The sequence below is a fragment of the Photobacterium sp. GB-56 genome, assembly GCF_003026105.1.
In the GTDB taxonomy this organism is placed as follows: Bacteria; Pseudomonadota; Gammaproteobacteria; order Enterobacterales; family Vibrionaceae; genus Photobacterium.
Genome location: NZ_PYNW01000013.1, coordinates 1 through 18,397, shown reverse-complemented (window position 1 = coordinate 18,397; position 18,397 = coordinate 1). Strand labels below are relative to the sequence as shown.

At 39.8% G+C, this 18,397-nt stretch carries 17 protein-coding genes, 1 tRNA gene and 1 rRNA gene; 9 read left to right on the top strand and 10 right to left on the bottom strand.

What is annotated here, in order from left to right:
* Window positions 1-59: 59 nt before the first annotated feature.
* Both rpmA and rplU read right to left on the bottom strand, forming a co-directional pair.
* The gene (gene rpmA, locus C9J42_RS16010) at window positions 60-317 is read right to left on the bottom strand and encodes a 50S ribosomal protein L27 (RefSeq protein ID WP_005369901.1); all 258 of its coding nucleotides are present in this window, start codon (window positions 315-317) and stop codon (window positions 60-62) included.
* A gap of 18 nt (window positions 318-335) precedes the next feature.
* Entirely contained in the window at window positions 336-647 is a 312-nt protein-coding gene (rplU, locus tag C9J42_RS16005) for a 50S ribosomal protein L21 (RefSeq protein WP_005369904.1), read from the bottom strand.
* 278 nt (window positions 648-925) lie between these two features.
* Here rplU and ispB point away from each other — a divergent pair, with 278 nt between their 5' ends.
* Together ispB and C9J42_RS15995 are read left to right on the top strand one after the other, a co-directional pair.
* Window positions 926-1,897 (top strand): octaprenyl diphosphate synthase, encoded by a 972-nt coding sequence (ispB, locus tag C9J42_RS16000; protein ID WP_107207626.1) that lies wholly within the window; start codon window positions 926-928, stop codon window positions 1,895-1,897.
* A gap of 125 nt (window positions 1,898-2,022) precedes the next feature.
* Entirely contained in the window at window positions 2,023-2,214 is a 192-nt protein-coding gene (locus C9J42_RS15995) for a hypothetical protein (RefSeq protein WP_107207625.1), read from the top strand.
* A 70-nt stretch (window positions 2,215-2,284) separates the two neighbouring features.
* Here the strand turns inward: C9J42_RS15995 and mdh are convergent, their stop codons facing one another.
* A complete protein-coding gene (gene mdh, locus C9J42_RS15990; RefSeq protein WP_107207624.1) occupies window positions 2,285-3,223 on the bottom strand; it encodes a malate dehydrogenase in 939 nt (312 codons plus the stop codon).
* Window positions 3,224-3,615: 392 nt separating this feature from the next.
* On the opposite strand from mdh, the gene argR reads away from it, so the two are divergent.
* Together argR and C9J42_RS15980 are read left to right on the top strand one after the other, a co-directional pair.
* Window positions 3,616-4,086, top strand: coding sequence for a transcriptional regulator ArgR (gene argR, locus C9J42_RS15985; RefSeq protein ID WP_045083547.1), 471 nt, complete (start codon window positions 3,616-3,618; stop codon window positions 4,084-4,086).
* 261 nt (window positions 4,087-4,347) lie between these two features.
* Complete coding sequence (locus C9J42_RS15980; protein ID WP_107207623.1) at window positions 4,348-5,331, top strand: TAXI family TRAP transporter solute-binding subunit; 984 nt, start codon at window positions 4,348-4,350, stop codon at window positions 5,329-5,331.
* 40 nt (window positions 5,332-5,371) lie between these two features.
* On the opposite strand, the gene C9J42_RS15975 is transcribed toward C9J42_RS15980, so the two are convergent.
* Together C9J42_RS15975 and mpl are read right to left on the bottom strand one after the other, a co-directional pair.
* Window positions 5,372-5,989 carry a flavin prenyltransferase UbiX gene (locus C9J42_RS15975; protein ID WP_107207622.1) on the bottom strand — a complete coding sequence of 206 codons (618 nt, stop codon included), beginning with the start codon at window positions 5,987-5,989 and terminating at the stop codon, window positions 5,372-5,374.
* 12 nt (window positions 5,990-6,001) lie between these two features.
* Window positions 6,002-7,354 carry a UDP-N-acetylmuramate:L-alanyl-gamma-D-glutamyl-meso-diaminopimelate ligase gene (gene mpl / locus C9J42_RS15970; RefSeq protein ID WP_105061285.1) on the bottom strand — a complete coding sequence of 451 codons (1,353 nt, stop codon included), beginning with the start codon at window positions 7,352-7,354 and terminating at the stop codon, window positions 6,002-6,004.
* 199 nt (window positions 7,355-7,553) lie between these two features.
* Here mpl and fbp point away from each other — a divergent pair, with 199 nt between their 5' ends.
* The 3 genes from fbp to C9J42_RS15955 all read left to right on the top strand — a co-directional run bounded on the left by fbp (window position 7,554) and on the right by C9J42_RS15955 (window position 9,628).
* Window positions 7,554-8,567 (top strand): class 1 fructose-bisphosphatase, encoded by a 1,014-nt coding sequence (fbp, locus tag C9J42_RS15965; protein WP_107207621.1) that lies wholly within the window; start codon window positions 7,554-7,556, stop codon window positions 8,565-8,567.
* Window positions 8,568-8,698: 131 nt separating this feature from the next.
* On the top strand, window positions 8,699-9,229 hold the full coding sequence (gene ppa / locus C9J42_RS15960) for an inorganic diphosphatase (RefSeq protein WP_105059407.1): 531 nt from the start codon (window positions 8,699-8,701) through the stop codon (window positions 9,227-9,229).
* A gap of 36 nt (window positions 9,230-9,265) precedes the next feature.
* Window positions 9,266-9,628, top strand: coding sequence for a rhodanese-like domain-containing protein (locus tag C9J42_RS15955; RefSeq protein ID WP_107207620.1), 363 nt, complete (start codon window positions 9,266-9,268; stop codon window positions 9,626-9,628).
* A gap of 82 nt (window positions 9,629-9,710) precedes the next feature.
* Here C9J42_RS15955 and C9J42_RS15950 read toward each other — a convergent pair whose 3' ends face one another.
* The 3 genes from C9J42_RS15950 to C9J42_RS15940 all read right to left on the bottom strand — a co-directional run bounded on the left by C9J42_RS15950 (window position 9,711) and on the right by C9J42_RS15940 (window position 15,995).
* Complete coding sequence (locus C9J42_RS15950; protein ID WP_107287783.1) at window positions 9,711-13,466, bottom strand: translocation/assembly module TamB domain-containing protein; 3,756 nt, start codon at window positions 13,464-13,466, stop codon at window positions 9,711-9,713.
* Window positions 13,463-15,214 (bottom strand): autotransporter assembly complex family protein, encoded by a 1,752-nt coding sequence (locus C9J42_RS15945; protein WP_107207618.1) that lies wholly within the window; start codon window positions 15,212-15,214, stop codon window positions 13,463-13,465. Before C9J42_RS15945 ends, C9J42_RS15950 begins: the two co-directional genes overlap by 4 nt.
* Before the next feature lie 571 nt (window positions 15,215-15,785).
* Complete coding sequence (locus C9J42_RS15940; RefSeq protein WP_107207617.1) at window positions 15,786-15,995, bottom strand: DUF1107 domain-containing protein; 210 nt, start codon at window positions 15,993-15,995, stop codon at window positions 15,786-15,788.
* A gap of 214 nt (window positions 15,996-16,209) precedes the next feature.
* On the opposite strand from C9J42_RS15940, the gene C9J42_RS15935 reads away from it, so the two are divergent.
* Both C9J42_RS15935 and C9J42_RS15930 read left to right on the top strand, forming a co-directional pair.
* A complete protein-coding gene (locus C9J42_RS15935; RefSeq protein WP_107260852.1) occupies window positions 16,210-16,761 on the top strand; it encodes a YtfJ family protein in 552 nt (183 codons plus the stop codon).
* Window positions 16,762-17,056: 295 nt separating this feature from the next.
* On the top strand, window positions 17,057-17,914 hold the full coding sequence (locus C9J42_RS15930; protein WP_107260850.1) for a TIGR03899 family protein: 858 nt from the start codon (window positions 17,057-17,059) through the stop codon (window positions 17,912-17,914).
* Between the two features lie 176 nt (window positions 17,915-18,090).
* Here C9J42_RS15930 and C9J42_RS15925 read toward each other — a convergent pair.
* Both C9J42_RS15925 and rrf read right to left on the bottom strand, forming a co-directional pair.
* Window positions 18,091-18,167 (bottom strand) — tRNA-Asp (locus C9J42_RS15925).
* Window positions 18,168-18,303: 136 nt separating this feature from the next.
* Window positions 18,304-18,397, bottom strand: a 5S ribosomal RNA gene (gene rrf, locus C9J42_RS15920); the annotation flags it as partial.

The following is an 18,397-nucleotide window of genomic DNA, read 5'->3' as shown; positions in this document are numbered from 1 at the left end:
CCAGATATAAAAAGCCCCGCCAATAGGCAGGGCTTTAATCTTCGTGTCAAAGTTGAATATTATTCAGCTTCGATAGATACGAATTTACGGTTCTTAGGACCTTTAACTTCGAACTTCACTTTACCATCAGATAGAGCGAATAGAGTGTGGTCTTTACCTAGGCCAACATTGTTACCAGCGTGGAACTTAGTACCACGTTGACGAACGATGATGTTACCTGCTAGAACTGATTCGCCACCAAAACGCTTAACACCTAGGCGTTTGCTTTCTGAATCGCGACCGTTGTTAGTAGAACCGCCAGCTTTTTTGTGTGCCATCTTTAAATTCTCCTATTATTAAGCGCTGATGCCAGTAATTTTGACTTCAGTGAACCACTGACGGTGGCCCATTTGCTTACGAGAGTGCTTACGACGACGGAACTTAACGATTTTAACTTTATCGCCACGACCGTGAGTAACAACTTCAGCAGTTACTTTACCGCCAGCCACAAAAGGTGCGCCTACAGATACTTCTTCGCCATTAGCTACTAAAAGTACTGAGTCAAATTCAATGCTAGCGCCAGTTTCAGCGTCTAGTTTTTCTAAGCGTAAGGTTTGGCCTTCGCTTACACGGTGTTGTTTACCACCACTTTGGAAAACAGCGTACATGTCTTACTCCGCTTGTCCGCATAGGCCATTTGCCACATAAAAAAGGCAATGGGTATGCGCTTAATCTTGTCATCAATAGGGCGCGAATGTTACGCGAAAAGAGTTATTCTGGCAAGCCATTATAGAAAGAAAATTGATGAAAAGCTGCTCAACAAAAAAAGTCTTTGAAATAGCGCACGTTGGGGTTATGACGATAGTGCTATTTTAGTGTAAGATTCGATAAACCATTCGAATCACTTTACCGCCCTACGTGGCCAACAATCTTGCTGGATGTATTAATGGATTTCAAAGCTATCCAAGCGCTCACCGCCAACGATATGGCCGAGGTCGACGCGAAGATACAAGCACAACTTAACTCAGAGGTTGTGCTTATCAATCAACTAGGCTTCTACATTGTCAGTAGTGGTGGCAAACGTCTACGCCCAATGCTGGCTGTTTTGGCAGCGCGAGCTTTGGGCTATGACGGTGATCAACACACTACAGCTGCTGCTTTTATTGAATTTATTCATACAGCAACATTATTACATGATGATGTTGTCGATGAATCAAACATGCGTCGTGGTAAAGAAACAGCCAACGCAGCGTTTGGTAATGCAGCCAGTGTTTTAGTCGGTGACTACATTTACACACGTTCATTTCAAATGATGACTAGCCTACGATCATTAAAGATCCTCGACATCATGAGTGAAGCAACCAATGTGATCGCTGAAGGTGAAGTTCTACAATTAATGAATTGTAATGATCCTAACACCACCGAAGATAGCTACATGCAAGTGATCTATTCAAAAACAGCACGCTTGTTTGAAGCTTCAACTCAAATCGCAGCCATTATTGCCCAAGCACCAGCTGAAATTGAGTCAGCACTTCAAGAATACGGTCGTTATTTAGGCACGGCATTCCAACTTATCGACGATGTATTAGATTACATTGCTGATGGTAAAGAAATGGGGAAAAACGTCGGTGACGATTTAGCAGAAGGTAAGCCAACTTTACCACTGCTCCATGCTATGCACCATGGTAATACCGAGCAATCAAGCATGATTCGCGAAGCTATTGAAAAAGCAAATGGGATGGAAAAGCTTGATGCTATTTTAGCTGCTATGCACGAACATGGTTCACTTGAGTACACCCAACAACGTGCAGAAGAAGAAGCAGAGAAAGCCATTGCGGCTTTAGCACCTATTGCAGACTCTAAGTACAAAGAAGCCTTAGTTGCACTAGCACACATGGCTGTACAGCGTAATAAATAAGTCTTCAATTTAGCATCATAGAGCCTGCCAATGTGGCAGGTTTTTTTATCTCTAAAAATCAGATGATCACTATGATCTATAATTGGTATTAGTTTATTTCTTTTGCTGGTAAGTGGGAGTGAATAATGGAAATAACCCAATTAAAGATTGGTATGTGGGTAGAATCATTACATGGCGTGGGGAAAGTGATCGGCATTGATCAACAAAATAACGCCGTAATCATTGAGCATAAGAACGATCATCAACTGCGTTCCATTGAATGCAACGAGATCACTGATCAACCGCAATTGCACACAGGCTGTGATCGTTATTATTAGAAAAGACTTCTCACAGGCAATAAAAAAGCGGCTTAATCGCCGCTTTTTCTTACTCTACTATTTAAACGGGTTACTTTGCAGCGAACTCTTCGCCTAGAGCAATATCACCTTTAAGCGTATCTAGCATGCTGTCCATCGCGGATTGCTCAAAGTCACTTAATGAACCGTAATCCATTACTTCTTCAATACCATCTTTACCCAACAATACAGGTTGTGCGAAGAAACGTGCATGCTGCCCATCACCTTCAACGTAAGCACATTCAACAACACCTTGCTCACCTTGTAATGCACGTACTAGCGCTAAACCAAAACGACATGCCGCTTGGCCCATAGACAAGGTTGCTGAGCCGCCACCCGCCTTTGCTTCAACAACTTCAGTACCTGCATTTTGAATACGTGGTGTTAATGCTTTTACTTCTTCGTCAGTAAACTCAACACCTTCAACTTGTGATAGCAACGGTAAAATAGTTACACCTGAGTGACCACCAATTACTGGAACACTAATATCACAAGGCGACTTATCTTTTAATTCAGCAACAAACGTCTCAGAGCGGATAACATCAAGTGTTGTAATACCGAACAGCTTACGCTTGTTATACACACCTGCTTTTTTAAGTACATCAGCTGCGATAGGCACTGTTGTATTTACAGGGTTAGTAATAATACCAATACAAGCATCAGGACATACTACAGCAATTTTTTCTGCTAGAGATTTAACAATACCGGCATTTACATTGAAAAGATCAGCACGATCCATACCCGGTTTACGCGCTACACCTGCAGAAATAAGGACAACGTCAGCGCCTTCTAATGCTGGAGTAGGATCTTCACCTGCATAACCTTTAATGGTTACAGGGGTCGGGATATGGCTAAGATCGGCTGCAACACCAGGCGTTACTGGTGCAATGTCATATAGAGCAAGATCTGAACCTGCTGGAAGATGGTTTTTTAATAGCAGAGCAAGAGCTTGACCGATTCCACCAGCAGCGCCAATTACAGCAACTTTCATGTTCGTTCTCCTTTACGATAGAAGTATCTTTTTTTATTAATACATCTTACTTAAGCCAATTTTCATTGCATAAGATAAGCATAATAGAAGGACGTTATAGCAAGCCGATAACAAATACAATCTTCGGCCGCGCGCTTTGCGAAGTTGCGCAGAAACCCTTTTTTTTCATCCGATCTTGTCACAACAAAAACAACTTTCATGCAAAAAAGTGAGAATTTAAGCAGTTTTAAACAAATGTTATCTAATAAAAACAACGACAAAGATTATTTCTTACCTTATGCTGAACATTAACACCTGATAATACAAAAATCAGATTTCATGCAGTTTGTTTGCTACTTAGTGATAGGTTATGCAAAAATACCCCACCTCATCTCTGTAGATAATATTTATTTATGCGAAATTCAGATAAACAAGAGCGCTTAGTAAAAGCGTTTAAACTCATTCTAAAAGAAGAAAAATTCAGTTCTCAAGGTGAGATTGTTGATACATTGAAAGCGCAAGGTTTCGATAATATCAACCAGTCTAAAGTTTCTCGTATGCTGACGAAATTCGGTGCAGTACGAACACGCAATGCAAAAATGGAAATGGTGTATTGCTTACCTGTTGAACTCGGCGTACCCACAACAAGCAGCCCATTAAAAGATCTTGTCATGGATGTTGGTTATAACAGCGCACTTGTTGTTATTCACACAGGTCCAGGCGCTGCACAAGTGATTGCTCGCTTATTAGATTCTTTAGGTAAAGCCGAAGGCATCCTTGGCGTAGTTGCGGGTGATGATACGATCTTTATTACACCAACGAGTAGCGTAACAGCAGAAGAGCTTTACGATTCTGTTTGTGAACTATTTGATTACAGTAAGTAATACCTTGGGTCTATTTATTTTCATCATTGAGTGACATAACAAATAGACCCGGCTCTTTGCCTACTTTTATTCCCTATCTCTGACTCTTGTTCTTTATTTCAAGTTTATCTCTTTTCATCTTGCTTATTACTTAATTTGAGTGGTGAAGCACAGACAAAAAAACCTCAGACTACTGTCATTTGTTATGATAAATAGCAAAAATATTCTTTAATACGCTCTCATTCGTATCCATTGACCATCATGATTAGAAAGGATTCATTCATGACATTAAAGAAAAGAATGCTGCTTGGGCTATTTAGTTTAAGTTGTTATTTCATCGTATCGACAGCACACGCTCAACGTTTTATCACAATTGGCACAGGACCTATCAATGGTGTTTATTACCCTGCAGGCGGTGCGATTTGTAAATTAGTGAATCAAGGACGACTGCAACATAATCTGCGTTGTTTGGTTGAATCAACCACCGGCTCTATCTACAACATCAATAAACTCAAAGATAAACAATTTGAATTTAGTGTTGTTCAATCTGATTGGCAATTTCATGGCTATAACGGTACGAACCAGTTTAAAGACCAAGGTCCTTATAGCAAGATGAGGGCTATCTTTTCACTACATGATGAGCCTTTTAATATTATTGTTCGTAAAGATTCAGGCATAAATAATCTTGATGATCTTAAAGGAAAGCGGATCAATATTGGTGAGGCAGGATCAGGCGATCGAGCAACCATGGAAATTGTTATGGATAGCCTTGGTTGGACATATTCTGATTTTAAGCTTATCTCGATCCCAGCCGAGGAACGCTCAGAAGCACTATGTAATAACAAAATTGATGCGTATATCAATCTTGTTGGCCATCCAAACGGGGCAATAAAAGAAGCCGCAGTCTATTGTAATGCGAAATTAATTCCAACCACTGGGGCAAATATCGAAAAGATCATTGCTGATCATCCTTTTTATACCAAATCAATGACTCCTAAAGGTTTTTATAAGGGAATTAAAGGGGATACTGAAAGTTTTGGCGTGTCAGCAACATTAATTTCAAGTACAGATGTCTCTGAAGAAACCGTTTATGCGCTAACAAAATCTATCTTTAACAATTTTGATACCTTTAAACGACTTCATCCTGCCTTTGCCAATTTAACTAAAGCTGACATGCTCCAAAACGGATTATCGGTTCCTTTCCATCCAGGTGCTGTACGTTATTATCAAGAAGCTGGATTTTTTCCCTCTAACGAACAAGATTAAAAAAGCCCGTAAGATTAATTACGGGCTTAAATATTTAACATTATGCGCGTTGATCATATCCCCATCGCGGGACTAAACCTTGCTTAACGCCTAAATGATCCAAGATCCTTGCGACCATAAAATCAATTAAATCATCAATCGATTGTGGTTGATGATAAAAGCCAGGAGCGGCAGGCATGATAGTAGCCCCAAGCTGAGAAAGCTTAAGCATATTTTCTAAATGAATGGTCGAAAATGGTGTTTCACGTACCACCAGCACCAATTGACCACGTTCTTTAATCACTACATCAGCAGCACGCTCAATCAAATTTTCTGACATGCCATAAGCAATGGAAGCCAAGGATCCAGCCGAGCATGGGCAAACAACCATTTGTTTCGGTGCAGCAGAGCCAGACGCAACAGGAGAAAACCAATCATCTTTGCCACAAACAGTTAATTTATCAGCATTACCATTTAAATGAACCGCTAATTGTTCTCGTGCTTTATCAGGCGATGCTGATAGTTTCAAACCATGCTCTGTTGCTAAAACCACACGTGCCGCAGATGAAATCAATAAATACACCTGATAATCAGCCGCTAATAAACATTCTAATAAACGTAGTCCGTAAGGTGCACCCGATGCGCCTGTCCATGCTAGCGTTATACGTTTATCTGTCATTACGTTTTCCTATTATTTAGCTAGTGCTGCCAATAACTTATCATGAATACCACCAAAACCACCGTTACTCATCACTAAAATAGTATCGCCCGGTTGTGCTTTGTTTGTAATGTTATTGACCAAATCATCTAAATCTGCGCTGCAATAAGCAGGCTGTGAACATTGCTCAGCAATCTCTTCTACTGACCATGGAATATTTGGCGGTTGGAAGAAAAAAACTTCATCTGCAGCATGTAAAGAAGGAGCAAGATCATCTTTATGTACCCCTAACTTCATGGTGTTAGAGCGAGGTTCTAATACGGCTAAAATACGCGATTGGTTCACCTTTGCACGTAACCCACCTAAGGTTAACTCGATAGCGGTTGGGTGATGAGCAAAATCATCATAAACCGTTACACCGTTAACTTCGCCTTTAAGCTCAAGACGACGCTTAGTATTAATAAATTTAGCTAAGGCTTCACATGCAAGATCTGGCGTAACTCCAACATGACGTGCCGCAGCGATAGCCATTAAGGCATTATTAACGTTGTGATCACCCACTAAAGGCCAATGTACGGTACCCACCATATCGCTATCTAAATACACATCAAATACACTGCCATCGGCATGGTGCTTTTCAGCGCGCCAGTGTCCATCACCACCAATATATTCCAATTCACTCCAGCAGCCCATCTCTAGCGTTTCATCAATATTTTTCACACCTTTTGGCGCTAAAATACGACCATTACCAGGCACTGTACGTACGAGATGATGGAACTGACGTTGAATAGCTTTAAGATCATCGAAAATATCAGCATGATCAAATTCCAAATTATTCATGATCAAGGTTCTAGGGTGGTAATGTACGAACTTCGAACGCTTATCAAAAAAAGCACTGTCATATTCATCCGCTTCCACCACGAAGAACATGCTTTCCCCTAAACGCGCTGAAATACCGAAGTTTCCCAGCACACCACCGACTAAAAACCCCGGTTGATAACCACAATCTTCCAAAATCCACGCCAACATGCTTGCTGTTGTTGTTTTACCGTGTGTGCCCGATACCGCCATTACCCAACGATCATGTAATAAATACTCTTGTAACCATTGTGGGCCTGAGGTGTAACGTAGATTGCTGTTAAGGACATACTCAACACAAGGGTTACCACGACTCATTGCATTACCAATCACCACGAGATCAGGAGCAGGATCAAGTTGTTTCGGATCATACCCTTGGATAATTTCAATACCTTGGGCTTCTAACATGGTACTCATCGGTGGATACACATTGGCGTCAGAGCCAGTGACTTTATGGCCTAACTGCCTTGCAAGCATTGCAGCACCGCCCATGAATGTACCGCAAATACCTAAAATATGAATATGCATTGCTGCTGGCTCCGTGATTAATTCGGTTAGTTTCACGCTTTCACGTTACTTCGTTACCATAAAAAAGATCTTTATATACAATTTCTTATATAACAAAAAATACGATTTAGCACTTCCACTCACCCGCAGGTGAGTTTATCAAGTGCTATATTCTACTCTCTTCACCCGATTATATGACAACATGATGAAAGGAATGTTTATGACTGATATTAGAACGCTTGGTGAATTCATTGTCGAGAAACAGAGTGACTTTCCTCATGCAAGTGGCGAGCTTTCATCCCTATTAGGGTCAATTAAACTCGCAGCTAAAATCGTCAACCGAGAAATTAACAAAGCAGGATTGGTCGATATTACAGGTACGGTCGGCGAGAACAACATCCAAGGCGAAGAGCAACAAAAGCTCGATGTCTATGCCAACGATAAATTTAAAGCCGCTCTTGAAGCAAGGGATCAAGTCTGTGGTATTGCGAGTGAAGAAGAAGATGAAGCTGTTGGATTTGATAAGCCATTAAATTTAAATGCAAAATACGTTGTTTTAATGGACCCTCTCGATGGTTCATCTAATATCGATGTTAACGTCTCTGTGGGAACGATATTTTCCATTTATCGCCGAGTTTCCCCTGTCGGCTCTCCTCCAACAAAAGAAGACTTTCTGCAAACCGGCAACCAACAAGTTGCTGCTGGGTATGTCATTTATGGCTCATCCACTATGCTCGTTTATACCACGGGCAATGGTGTTCATGGTTTTACCTATGATCCCTCATTAGGGAGTTTTTGCCTCTCTCATGAAAATATGACCATTCCACAAGATGGCGTCATTTACTCGATTAACGAAGGTAATTACATTCGTTTTCCTACCGGTGTAAAACAGTACATTAAATATTGCCAAGAAGCTGTGCCAGAAGAAAAACGACCTTACACATCACGCTACATAGGCTCGTTAGTTGCTGACTTTCATCGTAATTTATTAAAAGGTGGGATTTATCTCTACCCAAGTACCGCCAGTTACCCTAATGGTAAGTTACGTTTACTTTACGAATGTAATCCCATGGCATTTATTGTCGAGCAGGCTGGCGGTAAAGCAACGAATGGTTTTCAGCGGATCTTAGATATTCCACCAACCGAACTACATCAGCGCGTACCCTTTTTTGTTGGCTCAACCAATATGGTCGAAAAAGTCGAAAGTTTGTTACGTGAATATCCAGAAAAATAAGTGTTAACTCGATACATGTCGCGCATTTAAAGGCGCGACACATCAACGATGATGATTTGCTTTTGTTTTTGTTTACATTCATTATAATTTTAACAAACAACACATTTCATTAACCTTAGAAGGAATTAGTCATGAGCCTTAATCAGGTCCCTGCTGGCAAGGATATCCCAGAAGATATTTACGTTGTTATTGAAATCCCTGCAAATGCAGATCCGATTAAATATGAAGTAGACAAAGACAGTGGTGCGATTTTTGTTGACCGTTTTATGTCTAGCCCGATGTTTTATCCGTGTAACTATGGTTACGTTAACCACACGCTATCGCTTGATGGTGATCCGGTCGATGTACTCGTACCAACGCCACATCCACTCGTTCCGGGCGCAGTGATCCGCTGTCGTCCTGTTGGCGTGTTGAAGATGACAGATGAATCAGGTGAAGATGCAAAAATCGTTGCCGTGCCTCACAGCAAACTAAGTAAAGAATATGATCATATCCAAGATGTGAATGATCTGCCTGAATTACTTAAAGCACAAATCACTCACTTCTTCGAGCGCTACAAAGAGCTTGAGCCAAACAAGTGGGTAAAAGTAGAAGGCTGGGATAATGCAGAAGCAGCAAAAGCTGAAATTCTGACTTCCTTTGAACGTGCTCAAAAAAAGTAATTAGCTAATAACACTTATTAATAGCGGTAAAATATAATGAAAAATAAACGTGGTTTACTCGCGGTATTTTTAACTTTTTTTACCGCTATTTCATTTGCTAAAAATGTCACCCCCGATGAATTTTGGCAACTAGAGCAAGCACATAACCCTATCATTGTTGATGTAAGAACAGCCGATGAATTTGCCGCTGGACATATTCCTAACGCTGTTAACATTCCTTTTGAACAGATCGCTACAATTTCAGAATATTTGGCAGACAAGTCCAAACCGATATTACTCTACTGCCGCTCAGGCCGACGTGCTGAAATAGCAGAAGCTGAGCTATATTCTCTTGGCTATAAAAACACATTTAACGGCATAAGTTACCAACAACTCCTCCGAACTAAACCAAAGGACTGAACCAAAGGACTAAACACATGCTACAAACATAAAAAAACCCAATGCAAGCATTGGGTTTTTTATTAGATGGCATCACTAATGATTAATTAAATTCAAATTGGTAAAGCAAGTCCACAGCCTGATCGAGACCATTTACTGCTTCGATATATAAATTCTTCATCAAGCGATAACGTACTGTAAACTCATCCACATCATTAAATAAGCCTACGCCATATTTCACCTGTAGTCCTGGTGCGATATAACCACTAACAGTTACTTGTGAGTCGTCGCCAGCCCCTGCGGTAGATAAGCTAAGATCTTTGATACCAACGGCTTCACCAACATCACCAACAAGTTGACCACTTTGCGCCAGTCCCATACCTATCAATGCCGTCGTCATCGCATTACCCGAACCACCATCATCCTCACTATCAAGATTACGGCCAGTTAAAATATACGATAAAGCATTTTGTTGTGGCATAGCCGGATCAGAGAAAATCGTTACTTCCGGTTTATCTGCAGAGCCTGTCACCTTCACACCAGCAATAACATCATCTTCGATATTATCAGGGTCACGAATCGCTTCAATCGACAGGAATGGTTGATCTGCAGGGCCGTTAAATAATATCTGCCCTTTACGGATAAGTAATTCCTGTCCCAGAGCTCGATAAAACGACCCTTTGGCAATATTCACTTCACCGTAAATCATTGGTCCTTTACCATCTTGGCGAACATTCAAATCACCGAATAAACCAGCTTTTAAACCAAACGCTGATAACTTCACGTCATCACCAACATGCACCATAATATTGGTTGTAATATCAAACGGCACAGATTTTTTCGGTTCAACTGGTTCTAGGTTATCTTTTAAAATGACCTGATCTTTAGAAACCGCGATCGCAGATTTTGGTAATTGATTAACCGTAATACGTCCCCATGGAATCCCCACCTTTCCGCTAATATCTGCAGATTTAGGTGTTGCTTTAATGGTGAGATCTGGAGAGACCTTAAGGGAAACCATTGGCGGCATACTCACTTGTAACTCTTTACCATTAATATTTAATTCTGTTTTCCACGCAGCCATATCTTGCCAGTCACCAGTACCACGTAACAGCAATTGCCCATCAGGAGTATAAATATTCCCCATTAACGTTGCGTTATATCCCTTAAAGGCTAATTTGATATCAGCGTTCTGAACATCTAATGGTACTTTACGCCCTCTTGCTTCTAGCTTCGTGACTTGTAATAAACCATTCACTGCGGGGTGCATGATTGGGCCGGTTATTTGCAAGTTAGTATCAACTTGACCACCAAACTGATGGTAGTCTTTAATAACAGGCTCTAAGAATGCAAGTGTAAAACGATCTAATTTCACATTAGCATTAATGCGCTTATCACCTTGTAGATCAGTGATTTTAGCATTACCGGATAAATCACCATTATTTTTAACCGCCACTAACCAATTAGCATTTAGAACATCATTTTCCATCTCAGCATTGACGGTAACTTTATCCCAGCCTAACGCTAATGGGGCATCATCGGTATCCACTTGTTGAGTAAAACTGCCGCTTGGCATCAAAATCTGGGCTTTCACATAGGGTGCACTCTTTGGCGCCCATTTAGCGACAACGTTCGCACCAAGCTCGCCGTTAACCTTCATCTGCTCAGGAATAAATGATTTCAATAAATCAAAATTGAATCGTTTTATTGCTAACTGCGCATTACCCGATGCACCAGCAGTCAGATCCTGAGTTAGACAAATTCCAGCTTTACCTTGTTGCCAACAGTGAGCACCGACAGTTGCCATTGCAGTTTTCAGATCATAACGAATAGGTGTTGGATGGTTTAATACCCACTCACCAACAGGAGTCGTAAAGTCACCTTTTTGCAAGATCCCTTGCCAGCCTGTCTTACGATCTAATTTACCTGTTAGAAGTAACTCAGTGCCAACGGGCTCCCCTTTTACTTTTACCGTTAAACGATGATCTTGCTCTGTGCCTTTAAACAACACATCCATATCATCTAACGTAACACTATCAAATTTCCCTTTTTTAGCATTTAAACTAATATCAGCTTTTAATGCTGGTAATGGCGTTACGCTACCTTTCAATTTAAAAGACGCAAGGCTTGCGACTTTTTGCCAACCAAGATCATCACCTTCAAGATCAAGTGTTACATCCGGTTCAGCCATTTTGCCTGATAACTTCACCTCACCATTAACACGACCATGTAAGTCCGCTAATGATTTAGATAAATCTGGCGCTTTAATATCAGCAACAACGTTCCACGTCTTGTCTAATTCACCTTTCGCGACTAAACCATTAGGACCATGCTTTAATGTTAAGCCCTGTGTTTTAAACTTAAGATCTTTACCTTTACCCGTCACATCAGAAGCATCAAGCTGACCATGAAGCTCAAGAGGCTGTTTCATGATGGAGCCATTAACAGCAAGTTCTGGCAATTTAATAAACCAACCACCTTTTGCAGTTAAACCACCCGATGTATTTAACTTACCGCTTACGTTGCCTTCCGCTTCTGGCCATTGCTTACCTGGCTGGATATTGGCAAAAGCGAGCTGGCCTTGCCATTTAACAAGATCTTTCCAACTTGCTTTTGCATTGCCGGTAATAGAACCACCTAAGGTCTCTACATTCAGCGCAGATAAGTTCACCGAATCAAGGTTACCTTTACCTTTCAAATTAAATTTCACGTTTGGCATAGGCGTGCCATTTACGTTACTTTTAGCATTAAACATAAACCCCTTTAAGCTACCTTTGGCGTTTATATCAGTATTGGCAACAGTAAATTCTGCTTTTTTATCAATCGGCCACTGTAAATGCTTACTGGATACCACCACATCAAAAGGAAGATTCGGATCTAGCGGCGATAATTTACCCTTAACCAACGCATCTAATTTACCTTTTAACGTCGCATCAAGTACCAATTTCGCTAATGATCCTGATGCTTTTAAATGCAACTGATGTCCTTCAACAGGCTTCATCGATATCTTTGCATTCGCATCTAATGAAAGTGGGTAATCTCCCGTTAACGTCACATCAGCTTTCGCGGTTAAAGACGCTTGAGGCGCATTTACCTGCAACTTATCAATCTTGATATCGCTGTCTTTAGCATTCGCAATCAGCTCTAATAACGAGATCTTTTGTGGCGTTTCGCCAGCTAACTCGAAGTCTTTTACCGTAAAGCGCTCAATATCAAACGACATCGGTAGCACAACATCAGGCAGTTTTATTGCTTCCGCTTTTTTCGTTGATTTCGACGCTGCAACTGACTTCTTATCAGCCGTTTTAGATGGCGCTAATGATAAATAAATCCCTTCCCAATCCGTTGGCTTTAAGGTGACATGACTGCCTTGTAAATCTGCTGCTGTAGAGAAATGCTTCCAGCGCACTTTATTCGCCAAGATATCTAAATCGATATCATCAAGCGTTACCTTCTCAATATGAATAGGTAATGGCATTGAGATTTCAGTGACTGGCTTTGAAGGTTGTTCAGGCTTATCCGATGAAGGAGGAAGTTTTGGCATTGAAAACTTCACACCTTGCACCCCTAGATCAGAAATACAAATCTCAGGGGTTAATAAACAGCTATCATTTAATGTTAAATTCAACTTATTAACAGCAAGATCTATATTACCGTCGTTATAACGGACATTCTTAAATTCAAAACCATCAAGCAAAGCGCCTTGCGATTCACCAATCGACAAGGCAGGAAGCGCTTTTTGCGCTCCCCATGCAGCAACTTTAATACCAGCAGGAGTATAAAGTAGTGCAGCAACAGCAATAACTAATAATAATAATAAGGCTAATACGCCAAGTGCTATACGCTTAACCCAAATCATAATTCAGGACCTAAAGTAAAGTGGAGCTGAAATTCATCTTTGCTCAGTTTAAGGAAACGATCATTATTGCTCTTGTTCTTATCTAAGCCCCAAGCAAAATCAAGGCGAATAGGACCTACAGGTGAAACCCATCGAACACCGACTCCGACACCACGCTTCCAATCAGGTGTAGTATTCCAAGCAGAACCATAATCATAAAATACAGCCCCCCACCAATCACCATACACACGGTGTTGATATTCAATGCTAGAGGTTGCCATATAACGACCGCCTTCCATTTTGCCTTGGCTATTACGAGGAGAAATAGACTGATAACCATAGCCTCGAAGGCTACTATCACCACCAATAAAATAACGTAACGAAGGTGGGACATCTTGAATGCCATCACTAATAATAGCACCGCCATCTAAACGCAAAATACCACGCTGATTTTCACCAAAACTACGAATCCAAGCATTTTTTGCTTGTACTCGAGCAAAAGTCGTATTTGATCCAACATTTTTATTAGCAAGATCAACAGAAAAATTATATTTACTCCCACTGGTCGGGAATATTCCTCCAACCATACTACTTTTACTGTATGACAATCCTGGCATCAAAACATTGAAAACACCTTTTTCCATCCCACCTTGTTCATATTTCTCCGTCAACCAACGAAGCGCAATAGTACGATTCCATCCCGAATCTAAACGCCAGTGACGTTCAACCCCGATACCAAATTGTGTACTTACCGTATCGTGTGTATCGACATAACGTATGCCCCCGACAACTTGATAATAATCATTCAACACATCATCGAGTGGGATCTTATAAACCGCTTCAACTTTTGGCTCATCTTTCGATATTTCGGATTTCAAGTTAAAGCTATGGCCTTTACTCGTGATCCACGGTTTTTTCCAATTGAACTTCAAACGAGGGCCGGTATCAGTCGAAAAGCCAATACCGGTTTCAAATTGATTTTTTATTTGTGGCGTAACAACAACATGAATAGGGATCGCATCATCTTTACGTTCTTTTACATCCCCACCAACAAAAATGGAAGAAAACCAACCAACGTTAGACAAACGTTCATTGTACTCTCCCAGTTTTGAAGCTAGATAAGGTTCATCTTCCGTGTAAGGGATCATTGAACGTAAGCGGTTATCATCAATTTGGCTTCCCTGAAAAGTCGTTTCACCAAAGGTATAACGTCGACCTGAGTCAAAATTAATATCGATAAAGACCTCGTTACGACTAGGTACCACCTCTAATGTACTTTTCGTTAATTCATAATCAAAATAACCACGTCGAAGTGCTAAACTCTTTAATGATGCTTTAAAAGCCTCATATTTACCTTGATTAAGCGGTTCACCAATCCCTAAACCACTGCTTTTTACTAATGAAATAAAAGCAGGATCATTTTTAGCATCACCAGTAATAATCAGATTACTTTTACTAATATGCGCTCGTGGACCTTTATCAACGGTAACCACTATTTTAGTTTTAGCGCCGCTACCCGAGACTTGATAATCAAACTTTGGCTGGTAATAGCCCAATGCCTGCAGCGCGTCGCTAATTTCATTTAATACCTGATCTTTAAAGCGCAATGTCGCACTATAATCATCCTTTGATAATGCAGAAAGATAAGCATCAACATTATCTTCTACTTTTCCATCTAAGCCTTTAATCTTCAATGAAGAGGCCATAACTGGACTCGATAGCACCAAAGCAAATGATGTCACACCCAGCCATTTAAAAACTTTATTCATTCTATTGTGCTTCTTTGCGAAATTTAGAATTAATTACGAATCCATTGTGGCAAAGCGATAAGTAACTTCCAACCTTTGCCATCTGAAAACTTATGAATATTGAACCGAATAGAATTTTTAACCATTTTCAGCTACCTATTTATAAATATTAACAAAATGAATCTAAAAAAAAGTAACCAAAGGTCAATGAAATTAAGAAAAACAGTGCCTCAACACGAATTTATGCCATCTTTTTAATAGAAGTATTAGACGTATTCTAAGTCTTAACTATAACTTCATTGCCAGTATTATAGCCTGTTGGAATTATTAATAATTATCACTAAATAAATAGTGTACTGAAAACGGTTCAAACTACTTTCAGCAACTAAAACAACTGTAGAACAATTAATAACTTTTTTTGAGAAAAAATAATTTAATACCGCTCTGTAACTGAATACATTATATAGGAGGGAGTATATTTGTGTTGTCATATGGCAGGATCAAGTTTTCTGTTAGCCGAAAGCAGGAACAAAGTAAAACTTACATCTGACTCGTATTCCAATTTAGAGAGAAATACGCTAGATTTTAGTGATTACACAACTATTCCTGATAGTACCTGAATCTCTTTATTCACCTCAGTTAATACATTTAATGCTTTTAAATCACCAGACTTAGGTGGTAATAGTCGTCCACTATCAAATTCAAAGCCACCTACCCCCATAATAAAAATACGACCTCTAAAATAGCTTTTTACATAACGAGCCACTTGGTTTGGTCGGTAAATTTTAAAGATTCTAAGCATATTTTCCTCACTCAACGGTTACAGATATAGACCGCAAATCGATCACTTTGTTTCATCACATTAAAACTTAATGCAAACAGCCTGCCATATTCCAATAAATACGAAATTTGTAACAATAATGATCGACTTAGAGCCCAAATATTAACTTCTGGTACTACCAGATCAAAGAAGATTAACTATCATAATCACAAATCAGACTAAAAAGAGGCAACACATGAAATTGAAAGCAACCTTTATCTTACTTGCAGCTTTAGCCCCTTCAATCAGCTTTGCTACCAATATCAAGCTAGGTGATTCATTACCTGGTGTTACAGTTACCAATAAAGGTGAGCTTGTTTTAAAAGATAAGGCGATTAGTTACAAATCATGGAGAAGTACAAAACTAACAGGCAAAATGCGTATCGTATTCGCAATAGCTGGACGCAGTGCAGCCAAAGAGCTTAACGCGCCACTTGTTGCAGCTATTTCTGCCGCAAAATTTCCGGAAAATGAGTACCAAACAACAACGATCATTAACCAAAATGATGCGATGTGGGGTACGGGGGGCTTTGTAAAATCAGCAACAGAAGACAGTAAACGTGAATACCCATGGTCATCAATAGTGCTGGACAGCAATGGGATTGTTCAAAAAACATGGGATCTAAAAAAGGAAAGCTCTGCCGTATTTGTTGTAAATAAGACTGGTAAAGTCATATTCGCCAAAGAAGGCAAACTGACACCTAGTGAGATTAAAAAAGTAATCGGTTTAGTGAGTAAAAATTTATAATGAGACTTTAGTCACCTCTCTCTGGGTGGCTAAGTTTTTTCAAAGTAATAAAGAAACGATAGCTCTAGTCGATATACTATTTACTAAAAAACCAAAGCAAGTAACTCACGATCGTTGAATAACCAATGACTAAAATAAGATCAGTAATATATCGATTCAATTTTTTCATGGGATGCTCCGTAATTATTAGTTACTTAAAATTAACACAAAGATAACATCTCATTATGTTCGTTGCTAATCATGAGATCAAGATAACAAAAATGAGTTAACGATTGGTTAAGAGAATGAAAGAAGTATGACTAATAAAGTAGAGAGTATAGATAAACCAATAGAAAATAATCGAGCGCTTGGAGTGTTAAAAACATTAACCGACAGTAAAAAAAAAATAAAAAGCATCGCAGAAAAATATGCTATCGATGGGGAAATTAACAATACTCAAGAGAGGACTTTAAAACAAAGATTACAAGTTCGTCTTCAACAAAAACGACAACAAGAACAATCAAATTTAGAGCAGATCATAAAACAAGCCTATAACCAATGTAATGATGAGACAGCGAGAGATCCTGATCCTGATTGGTTAGTAAGATTTATAGAGATGGCTCAACAAATTCATACTCCATCCATGCAAAAACTGTGGGCAAAAATTCTAAAACAAGAGATCATTCAACCAGGCTCAGTCTCTCTTCGCACGTTAAAAATACTCTTATCAATGACACATCGAGAAGCCGCTCTATTTCAAAAAGTCCTTACTCTTACCTGTTGCATTGGTAACGATAAAAATAAAAAACTTCTCACAAGTATCAAACAGCGAACAAGCAGCTTTAGTTTTCATAGAAGTCACCAAACACATATTGATTATAACCAATACCATTTACCTTATTCGTCTATTTTAATTTTAACTGAACTTGGGCTGCTATTAAGTACAGAGCTAGAAACAAACTTAATAAGTTACACTGATAAACTCAATTTCAACTACCATACAGAGTCTTACAGTTTATCACCCATCAAAAAAGGGACATCGTTCACCTATTATCGTTTATCACCAATAGGACAGGAATTAGCCCAACTAATTGGTTCACAGACTCATGATGAGTATCAAGAGCAACTAAATGAACTACTTTTAAAATATTTTACGGTAGCTCACCAATACTGATACACAGCCTAAATTTTTTTGACTCCGCTTTTTTAATAATTATTAAAACGGGCGGAACTCGAAATAGCAGGCAGCTAGTTGCTTCCCAATAAAGCACCTAGCTCACTACCCTATAATGTTCATTTTCTACAGACGAAAAAAACCTGAATCTTTCGATTCAGGTTTCTTTAATAAAGTGGCGGAGCGGACGGGACTCGAACCCGCGACCCCCGGCGTGACAGGCCGGTATTCTAACCAACTGAACTACCGCTCCGACGAACATGGATGTTTTAATATCGTGAAGCCATGGATGGCTAAGAGCGATAACACCACATGCGATATCTATAGTTCAAATAGATATCTATTTTTTATTTTCATCTTTTTCTTAAAAAGATGAAAACGAATTGGAAGCCTGGCGATGTCCTACTCTCACATGGGGAGACCCCACACTACCATCGGCGCTATTACGTTTCACTACTGAGTTCGGCATGGGATCAGGTGGGT

Coding starts and splice junctions, on each gene's coding strand:
- mpl (WP_105061285.1), bottom strand. CDS start 7,354: ATGCATATTCATATTTTAGGTATTTGCGGTACATTCATGGGCGGTGCT.
- C9J42_RS15945 (WP_107207618.1), bottom strand. CDS start 15,214: ATGAATAAAGTTTTTAAATGGCTGGGTGTGACATCATTTGCTTTGGTG.
- mdh (WP_107207624.1), bottom strand. CDS start 3,223: ATGAAAGTTGCTGTAATTGGCGCTGCTGGTGGAATCGGTCAAGCTCTT.
- C9J42_RS15950 (WP_107287783.1), bottom strand. CDS start 13,466: ATGATTTGGGTTAAGCGTATAGCACTTGGCGTATTAGCCTTATTATTA.
- C9J42_RS15955 (WP_107207620.1), top strand. CDS start 9,266: ATGAAAAATAAACGTGGTTTACTCGCGGTATTTTTAACTTTTTTTACC.
- C9J42_RS15975 (WP_107207622.1), bottom strand. CDS start 5,989: ATGACAGATAAACGTATAACGCTAGCATGGACAGGCGCATCGGGTGCA.
- fbp (WP_107207621.1), top strand. CDS start 7,554: ATGACTGATATTAGAACGCTTGGTGAATTCATTGTCGAGAAACAGAGT.
- argR (WP_045083547.1), top strand. CDS start 3,616: ATGCGAAATTCAGATAAACAAGAGCGCTTAGTAAAAGCGTTTAAACTC.
- C9J42_RS15995 (WP_107207625.1), top strand. CDS start 2,023: ATGGAAATAACCCAATTAAAGATTGGTATGTGGGTAGAATCATTACAT.
- C9J42_RS15935 (WP_107260852.1), top strand. CDS start 16,210: ATGAAATTGAAAGCAACCTTTATCTTACTTGCAGCTTTAGCCCCTTCA.
- C9J42_RS15940 (WP_107207617.1), bottom strand. CDS start 15,995: ATGCTTAGAATCTTTAAAATTTACCGACCAAACCAAGTGGCTCGTTAT.
- rpmA (WP_005369901.1), bottom strand. CDS start 317: ATGGCACACAAAAAAGCTGGCGGTTCTACTAACAACGGTCGCGATTCA.
- rplU (WP_005369904.1), bottom strand. CDS start 647: ATGTACGCTGTTTTCCAAAGTGGTGGTAAACAACACCGTGTAAGCGAA.
- C9J42_RS15930 (WP_107260850.1), top strand. CDS start 17,057: ATGACTAATAAAGTAGAGAGTATAGATAAACCAATAGAAAATAATCGA.
- C9J42_RS15980 (WP_107207623.1), top strand. CDS start 4,348: ATGACATTAAAGAAAAGAATGCTGCTTGGGCTATTTAGTTTAAGTTGT.
- ppa (WP_105059407.1), top strand. CDS start 8,699: ATGAGCCTTAATCAGGTCCCTGCTGGCAAGGATATCCCAGAAGATATT.
- ispB (WP_107207626.1), top strand. CDS start 926: ATGGATTTCAAAGCTATCCAAGCGCTCACCGCCAACGATATGGCCGAG.